Source organism: Allobosea sp. 01N443, assembly GCF_056399325.1.
Genome location: NZ_JBFTRC010000002.1, coordinates 157,260 through 165,080, shown reverse-complemented (window position 1 = coordinate 165,080; position 7,821 = coordinate 157,260). Strand labels below are relative to the sequence as shown.

At 64.5% G+C, this 7,821-nt stretch carries 7 protein-coding genes and 1 pseudogene; all 8 read left to right on the top strand.

Annotation, left to right across the window (positions count from 1 at the left end; translation table 11 throughout):
- Window positions 1-80: pseudogene (locus tag AC1DRP_RS01740) on the top strand (transposase); the annotation flags it as partial.
- Window positions 81-479: 399 nt separating this feature from the next.
- Complete coding sequence (locus AC1DRP_RS01735; RefSeq protein WP_441504888.1) at window positions 480-1,679, top strand: mandelate racemase/muconate lactonizing enzyme family protein; 1,200 nt, start codon at window positions 480-482, stop codon at window positions 1,677-1,679.
- The gene (locus AC1DRP_RS01730) at window positions 1,657-2,406 is read left to right on the top strand and encodes a GntR family transcriptional regulator (protein ID WP_441504887.1); all 750 of its coding nucleotides are present in this window, start codon (window positions 1,657-1,659) and stop codon (window positions 2,404-2,406) included. The genes AC1DRP_RS01735 and AC1DRP_RS01730 overlap by 23 nt, the downstream gene beginning before the upstream one ends.
- A 31-nt stretch (window positions 2,407-2,437) precedes the next feature.
- Window positions 2,438-3,751 carry an ABC transporter substrate-binding protein gene (locus tag AC1DRP_RS01725; RefSeq protein ID WP_476767639.1) on the top strand — a complete coding sequence of 438 codons (1,314 nt, stop codon included), beginning with the start codon at window positions 2,438-2,440 and terminating at the stop codon, window positions 3,749-3,751.
- Window positions 3,752-3,771: 20 nt separating this feature from the next.
- Entirely contained in the window at window positions 3,772-4,383 is a 612-nt protein-coding gene (locus tag AC1DRP_RS01720) for a carbohydrate ABC transporter permease (protein ID WP_476767642.1), read from the top strand.
- Window positions 4,383-5,288, top strand: coding sequence for a carbohydrate ABC transporter permease (locus AC1DRP_RS01715; protein WP_476767638.1), 906 nt, complete (start codon window positions 4,383-4,385; stop codon window positions 5,286-5,288). The genes AC1DRP_RS01720 and AC1DRP_RS01715 overlap by 1 nt, the downstream gene beginning before the upstream one ends.
- 3 nt (window positions 5,289-5,291) lie before the next feature.
- A complete protein-coding gene (locus AC1DRP_RS01710) occupies window positions 5,292-5,723 on the top strand; it encodes a GlcG/HbpS family heme-binding protein (RefSeq protein WP_441490679.1) in 432 nt (143 codons plus the stop codon).
- Window positions 5,724-5,763: 40 nt separating this feature from the next.
- Entirely contained in the window at window positions 5,764-7,464 is a 1,701-nt protein-coding gene (locus AC1DRP_RS01705; RefSeq protein WP_441504884.1) for a GMC family oxidoreductase, read from the top strand.
- The last annotated feature ends 357 nt before the right edge of the window (window positions 7,465-7,821 follow it).

The following is a 7,821-nucleotide window of genomic DNA, read 5'->3' as shown; positions in this document are numbered from 1 at the left end:
TCGCCACACGATACGACCGCTGCGCCCACACTTTCTTCTCGGCAATCTGTATCGCCGCGGCCGTCATCTTCTGGCTCTGATCAACGAGTCCTGAGCCTAGCTCTTGCCGCTGCCCTGCGTCGGCAATGCTCTCTTAGGCGCCGCTGGAATGATTCCGTCATCCGGCGCATCGAGCAGGGCGCCAGCCCAGCGGCCGTGATGCCGCGAGCGCTTAGGACTTGCTTCCCCGGATTGTCGAAAAGACGTGAGTGCCAGTCACTCTCCAAATCAGCCCTTTTCATCCGCGCCAACGAAATGCGCTTCATCGGCCGGAGTGCCCAGGCGCGAAGCGTATGGACGATACGCTCGGCCGCTCACTAAACGAGAGGGCACGCTCCCTGGCCAAGTTTCATGTCGCAGGCGACGATCTTGTCGGCCACTCCATCTTGACGGCGCGCCAAAAAAAATAAATTATAATTTATAATATCGGAGGCGCGACGTTGAAGATTTCTCGACTCAAGGCGATCCAGCTCGAAGCACGGTTCGCGGATGTGTTCGGCGGCATCGAGAAGGTGCCCGCAGAACTGCTCGCTCCGGCCGCTCACTTTCGGCGGATTCCCCGCACCGGCCAGGTTTCGACGCTGGTCATCGTCGAGAGCAATGACGGCGCCATCGGCTATGGCGAGGCTTTYGGCCTGCCCCATGCCGGCGCGGCGACTGCGATCATCAACGGTGTCATCGCGCCGGTGCTGATCGGCGCCGAGATCGGCGATCCCAACGAGATGCTCGGGGACCTCGAGCGCTATTTCACGGCGATGGGCAGCACGCGCGGACCCGCCATCGAAGCTCTGAGCGGCGTCGACATCGCCTTGTGGGATCTCAAGGCGCGGGCCGCCGGCCTGCCGCTCGCGACGCTGCTGGGCGGCTCGCCGGGCCCGGTCGCGACCTATGTCAGCCCCGTCGGCTTCCAGGATCATCCCGACAAGTCGGCGCGCGCCGCGCGGGCCTATCTCGATCAGGGCTACACCGCCATCAAGCTCAAGGTCGGCCGCGGCCTCGCGATCGATATCGATCATATCGCTGCCGTGCGCGGCGAAATGGGGTCTGATAAGGCGCTCTATCTCGATGCGAATTGCGCCTATGACGTGCCTACGGCGATCGCGGTCGCCAAGGCGCTCGCTCCCTACAATATCGGCTGGTTCGAGGAGCCGGTGCCGCCTGATGATCCCCAGGCCCTCGCCGAGGTGCGCAGGGCTTCGCCCGTGCCGGTAGCAGCGGGCGAGAACGATTTTACGCTCGCCGCTCACGCCAAACTGGTCGCTGCCGATGCGGTCGATTTCCTGCAGCCAAATATTTCACGCGCGGGTGGCGTGTCGGGTCTGATGGCGATCGGCGCGCTCTGTGCGCGCTCCGGCATCCTGATGGCACCGCATGGCGTCGGCAGCTGCGTCGCCGTCTCGGCGGCAGTGCATACCTGCCGGGCGGCGCCAGCCGTCCATGGCTATGAGGCAAACCGGCTGCTGAACCCGCTGCGCGACAACATGGCGGTGCGCCCACTCGTCACGGAAGCCGGGCAACTCGTCGCTCAGGATTTCCCGGGTCACGGGGGCGAGCCGGATCTAGCACGCCTTGCCCGTTACGTCGTGAACGGCCTCGAGACCAACGCGGAGCGGGGCGATGTCATCCATATCAGTGCGTAGCCCCGGAGACATGGGCGAACTCGTCGGCAAGCCCGGCGAGACGCTCGCCGAGACCTTGCGGCGCACGCTGCTCGACATGATCGTCTTCGGCTACTTCGAGCGGGGCACGCGGCTCTATCCGGAAAAGCTCGCCGAGCATTTCAATGTCAGCCTGACTCCGGTGCGCGAGGCCCTGATGCGACTGGCGGCGGAGGGCTTCATCGAGGTCATCCAGCGGCGCGGCTATCACATCCGCGACCCCGACGCGAAGCAGGTTCTCGACCTCTGGCAGGTGCGGCTCGCAATCGAGCTGATGGCCGGCGAACTGATGATCGGACGCCTGAACGAAGGCAGCCTCGACATCACGGCTGTCGACGCGATCGAGGAGGTCCAGCGCCGCCTCGAAGTCGATCCGCAGGAGATCTCGCACAAGAATCGACATGAGCAGAACGCGAGCTTCCATCACAAGATCGTCGAGTTCAGCGGCAACGACCTGCTGCTCTCGACCTATCGCGGAATCCAGATGCAGGTGCTGAACGCCTGGATCCAGCGCGGCATCGAATCCTGGCGCACGCGCCATGCCTCGGAAGCCGTCGAGCACCGCGCCATCATCAAAGCGCTGCGCGACCGCAATCCCAACGACTACGCGAAGGCGGTGCGCGCCCATCTGGGCCGCTCGCTCAAGGACGCGCTGGCTGATCTCAAGGCCCGCAATCTGATCGAAGAACTCGCACAGAGCCGAACCTAATCGGCCGCTTTTTCATGGGGAGGAAATGAACATGAAGAGACGTCACGTTCTAAATGGCCTGGCGGCGCTCGGTTTCGTGGCTGCAGGCGCGCTTGTTCCACAGGCTCCGGTCTTGGCGCAGACCAAGACGATCCGAATGTGGACGTTCCTGAGCGCCACAGGGACGACGCCGCGCGAGGTGGCCCTGGCGCAGATCATCAAGAATTACGAGGCCGCCAATCCCGGCACGAAGATCGTCGTGGAGACGCAGGTCTGGGATCAGATGACACCGAAGTTCCTGGCGGCCCATCGCGCCGGCAACGCGCCCGACATCAGTTGGGTGGTGACCGATTTCCTTGGCGACGCGATCGGCTCCGGATCGCTGGCCGACCTCAACGAGCTGTTCATCAAAAAATGGCCGGCAGACCAGGTCAAGGACCATGCCAGCGCCTATTGGGACCTGACCAAGAAGGGCGACAAACAATATGCCTTGTTCGCCTCGCCGAACTACATCTCGATCGTCTACCGCGCGGATCTGATGAAGGCTGCCGGCATTGACCCGGCTTCGATCAAGACCTGGGATGACTTCCGCGCCGCCGCCGAGAAGCTGACGGTGAAGAACGCCGGAGGCCAGGTGACGCGCTATGGCTATGCCCAGGGCTTCAGCGAGCAGCAGGCCGACCCGCACATGATGATCCCCTATCTTCTCGGAGAGGGCGAGACGCTGTTCAAGCCGGACGGAAAAGCCAATTTCGCCAGCCCCGCGGGCGTCGCCGCCATGACCTTCGCGACCGACCTGGTCAAGAAATACAATGTCTCGCCGCCCCAATCGGCGACCTGGACGGTCGACGACCTCTTCGAACAGTTCTCCTCCGACCGCGTCGCCATGATCCAGGGCCCGAGCGTGCGCGTCTCGACGTTGCAGGCCAAGCTCGGCAAGGAGAATGTCGGCCTGATGCTTTGGCCGGGCAACGGCAAGTCCGCCCATTCGCCGGCTGTCATGGCCGGTTGGGCCGTCGGCGTCTGGTCAAAGGGCACGCAGAAGGAGGAGGCCGGCAAGTTCGTAGACTACCTGTTGGGCGCGGAAGCCGAGAAGATCTGGGTCACCGTCGGCGGGCAGTCGCCCCTGATRGCATCAACGGCGAAGGCGGTCGCCCCCTTCGTCGACCAGCCGGGCAACGGCTATATCCGCGTCGCCGCCGAGGGGGCGAGCAAATATGGCTGGCTCACTCCGATTGAGTTCAATGTCGGCGGCTACCGGCAGGCGCTGAACAAGGCGACGCAACGCATCATCGTCGAAGGCGTCGCCGTCAAGGCGGCCCTCGAAGAGGCAGAAACCCGCTTCAACCGTCAGAACAATCGCTGACGTGAGCCAGGCGGAGTCGAATCCGGCTCCGCCTTCGATCCAACCGACTCGGCCAGCGGCTCGGCTTCGTCGTCCAGATGATCGTCATCCTCCCCTGGATCATCTCGACGGTGGTGGCGACGCTGCTGTTCCGCTGGGTCTTCGTCAGCGATATCGGGCTGGTGGGATCGCTGATCCGGATGGCGGGCATCCCCGACGTGCAGCTCCTCAACAGCCCCGGCAGCGCCATGGCCTTGCTGATTGGCGTCTCGGTGTGGAAGCGGGTTGGCTATGCCGTGATCATCCTGCWCGCGGGGCTCAAGGGCATTCCCGACGATTACGAGGAAGCCGCCAAGATCGATGGCGCCAATCCTTGGCAGATCTTCTGGCTGATCGTGCTGCCGCTCTTGAAGACTCCGCTGTTGCTGGTCACGATCGTGCTGACCCTGTCCAACCTCAATACCGTCGAGACACCGCTCGTCCTGACCGGCGGCGGACCGGGCGATGCGACACGAATCCTGCCGATCGAGGTGTTCGACCGCGCCTTCGTGAGTTTTGACCTCGGCTCGGCCACGGCGCTCGCCCTGGTGATGTTTGCCGGCAATATCCTGCTCGTCCTGGCCTATGTCAGGCTCGCGAAGTGGAAGACGTGATGAGCGCTGCCTCTTCCGCCGCTCATCCCAGGCCCGTCCCAGCGCAGAATGCCCAGCCGGTCGGAGCCCGCGCGATCCTGCCCGGCCCGCTCGGCTTCGTCATCGCCGCCCTCTTCCTGGTGCTGGCCGGCCTCAATTTGCTGCCCCTGTTCTGGGGCGTGCTCACCTCGCTCAAGTCGCAACCGGACCTGTTCAGGACGCCTCCGGTGCTGTTTGATTTCATACCGACGGCCGAGAACTACCAGCGCGTCGTCGACAGCGGCTTTCTCGGCAATATGCGTATGAGCGTGTTCTATTGCGTGGTCACGGTGGCGAGCGTGCTGCTGCTCGCGCTGCCTGCCGCCTATGCCTTCGACCGCTTCGATTTCCCACTGCGCCGGGCGCTGTTCATGCTCGTCGTCGCCAGCATTCCGCTGTCGCTCGGCGCGGCCGCCCTGCTGATCCCGAACTATCTGTATTTCACCCGGCTGGGCCTGACCAATTCCTGGTTCACGCTGCCGGTGATCTACACCGCCTACCAGCTGCCGATGGCGATTTGGATCATCAAGGGCTCGCTGGAAGCCATCCCGCGCGAACTCGATGAGGCCGCGATCATAGACGGCGCCACGCATTTCCAGATCCTGACGCGCGTGATGCTGCCCCTGACGCGGCCCGCACTGGGCGCGGCCGGGGTGCTGACCTTCGTCGCCTGCTGGAACGAATTCGTGGCCGGCTCGGTGATGATCGACACGCCGGACCTGCGGCCGATCCAGCCGGCGATCTACAATTTCATCGGCTATTTCGGGCGCGAATGGGGTCCTCTGACAGCCTCCGCGACGCTCGCCATTCTCCCCATCCTCATCGCATTCGCCCTGCTCAGCCGCCTCATCGTGTCCGGCCTGACCAAGGGTTCGGTCAAGGGCTGAGACATGCATACCATCTCCAATATCGGCTGYGACGAGGCTGAGGCCGTCATCACTGCCGCAGCCAGGGAAGCGGCGCAGATCGGCGTGCCGCAGAACATCGCGATCGTCGATGCCGCTGGCCACCTGGTGGCCTTCCGCCGAATGGACGGGGCGAAATTCACCTCGATCGAGATCGCGCTGGCAAAGGCCTTCACTGCGGCCGGCACCCTGGTCGAGACCCGGGCGATCGGGCCCAAGACCCTACCGGGTGAACCCGGCTTCGGCATCCAGAACATGCATGGCGGCCGCTTTACCACGCTCGCCGGCGGCATGCCGCTGCGAGCCGGGACACAGGTGGTCGGCGCGATCGGCGTCAGCTCTGGCTCGACCGCTCAGGACCAGCAGGTGGCCGAGGCCGGGGCGGCTGCCTTCGCTGCCCTCGGCCTCTCCGCCTGATCCGCCTTTCCCTGCCTCTGCAAGCATCGTGAGCCTCACCATGTGGGATATCATCATCGTGGGCGGCGGTTCGGCCGGCTGCGTCCTGGCCAATCGCCTCTCCGCCGACCTATCGAGAAAGGTCCTGCTGATCGAGGCCGGGCGCGACCTCAAGCCCGGGGAGGAAGGTGCGGCGATCCTCGACACTTATCCCGGCAAGGCCGCGTTCGACCCGCAGAACCACTGGCCGGACCTGCTGGTGCAGACTCAGCCGCATCTTCACAATGTGGCCAACCGTCCGCCCGCAAAGCGCTACGAGCAACCGATGCTGATCGGCGGTGGCTCCAGCATCAACGGCCAGATCGCCAATCGCGGCACGCCCGACGACTACAACGAATGGGGTCAGGCCGGCGCCGAGGGCTGGGACTGGGACGCCGTGCTACCCTATTTCATCAAGGCTGAGACGGATCTGGACTATTCGGGACCGCTGCACGGCAAGAGCGGGCCGATCCCGATCCACCGCATCCCGCATGAGCGCTGGCCGGCCTTCTCCATTGCCGCCGAGGCCGCCATGGAAGCGCAGGGTTTACCAGACATCAAGGACCAGAACGGTGCCTTCGGCGACGGGCATTTTGCTATAACGCTGTCAAACAACGGGCAGCATCGCGTGTCGACCGCCATGGCCTATCTCGACGCCGCGACCCGGCGACGGCCCAATCTCACGATCATGACCAACACTCAGGTGCTCACTCTGGCGATGGAGGGCAATCAGGTCGTCGGCGTCGACATCGCAAGGGGCAAGGGCCAGGAAAGGCTGGCGGCCCGCGAGGTCGTGGTGTCCTCCGGCAGCATGCACTCGCCGGCCCTGCTGATGCGCTCCGGCATCGGCCCAGGCGGGCATCTGCGCTCGCTCGGCATCGAGGTCCGGGCCAATCTGCAGGGCGTGGGCGCCAATCTGCAGGAGCACCCCGGCATCTCGCTCTCGGGCTACATCAAGCCAGCGGCGCGGCTCGGCAACTCGACGCGCCGCCATATCCATGTCGGCATGCGCTACAGTTCCGGCGTCGAGGAGTGCGGGCCGTCCGACATGTTCCTGATGGTCGCCGCCAAATCCGCCTGGCATCCGCTGGGACCGCGGATCGGCACAATCATCTCCTGGATCAATAAGGCTCATTCGCGCGGCGAGGTGCGGCTGGCATCGTCGGATCCGCGCAAGGAGCCGACAGCGGACTTCAATTATCTCTCCGACCATCGCGATCTCCAGCGCATGGGCGCGGCTGTCCACCTTATTGCAAGGCTCTTTGCCACGCGGCCCCTTGCCGATCTCGTCGAGATGCCGGGCGCCTCGAGCTATAGCGGCTTTGCCAAGTCGCTGGGCCGCCAGACCGTGCGCAACTACCTGATCACCGCGCCGATTGCGCTCGCCATCGATGCTCTGCCGCCGCTGCGAAAGCTGTTCTTCCAGCGCGCCGTCTCAAGCGGCATCAGCTTGCAATCGCTGCTGAACGAGCCCGACATCCTCGAGGCCTACGTCAAGGCACATGCCTTCGGCCAATGGCACTGCTGCGGAACCTGCCGCATGGGCGCTGCGGTCGACCCCGACGCGGTCGTGGACGGCGCCACGGGGCGGGTGCATGGCGTGGGCGGCCTCAGCGTCGTCGATGCCTCGATCATGCCCACCGCGCCACGCGCGAACCTGAACCTGCCGGTGATCATGATGGCCGAGCGCATGGCAGACCTGATCGCGGCCCGACCAACCTAGGCTATACCTGCCAGTGCGGACGGACGTGGCAGCATCGTCGAACATGCCGATCTTCGAGCGAGCGGCACGCTGAACGCCACCGCCCAGCCGGAGATCAACGACGAGGCGCCTCGATCTACGGCCGAATACTGGTCAGGTTGGGCACGATCGTGGGCTGGTCGAGCGCGGCGAAGCAGATTTCGCAGCACGCCCTCTAAGCGGCAATGAACCCCGGCGCCTGGTCAAAACTCGCCAACTGTGGATCGGACGAGGAGTGCCGGCCCCTGCGTCGGATTGAATGGCCCAGACAGTACCAGGGGATGTCGTCCTTTCTGTCCATGCGGAATCGAAGCCGACGATGGTTCAGAAGCAACAACT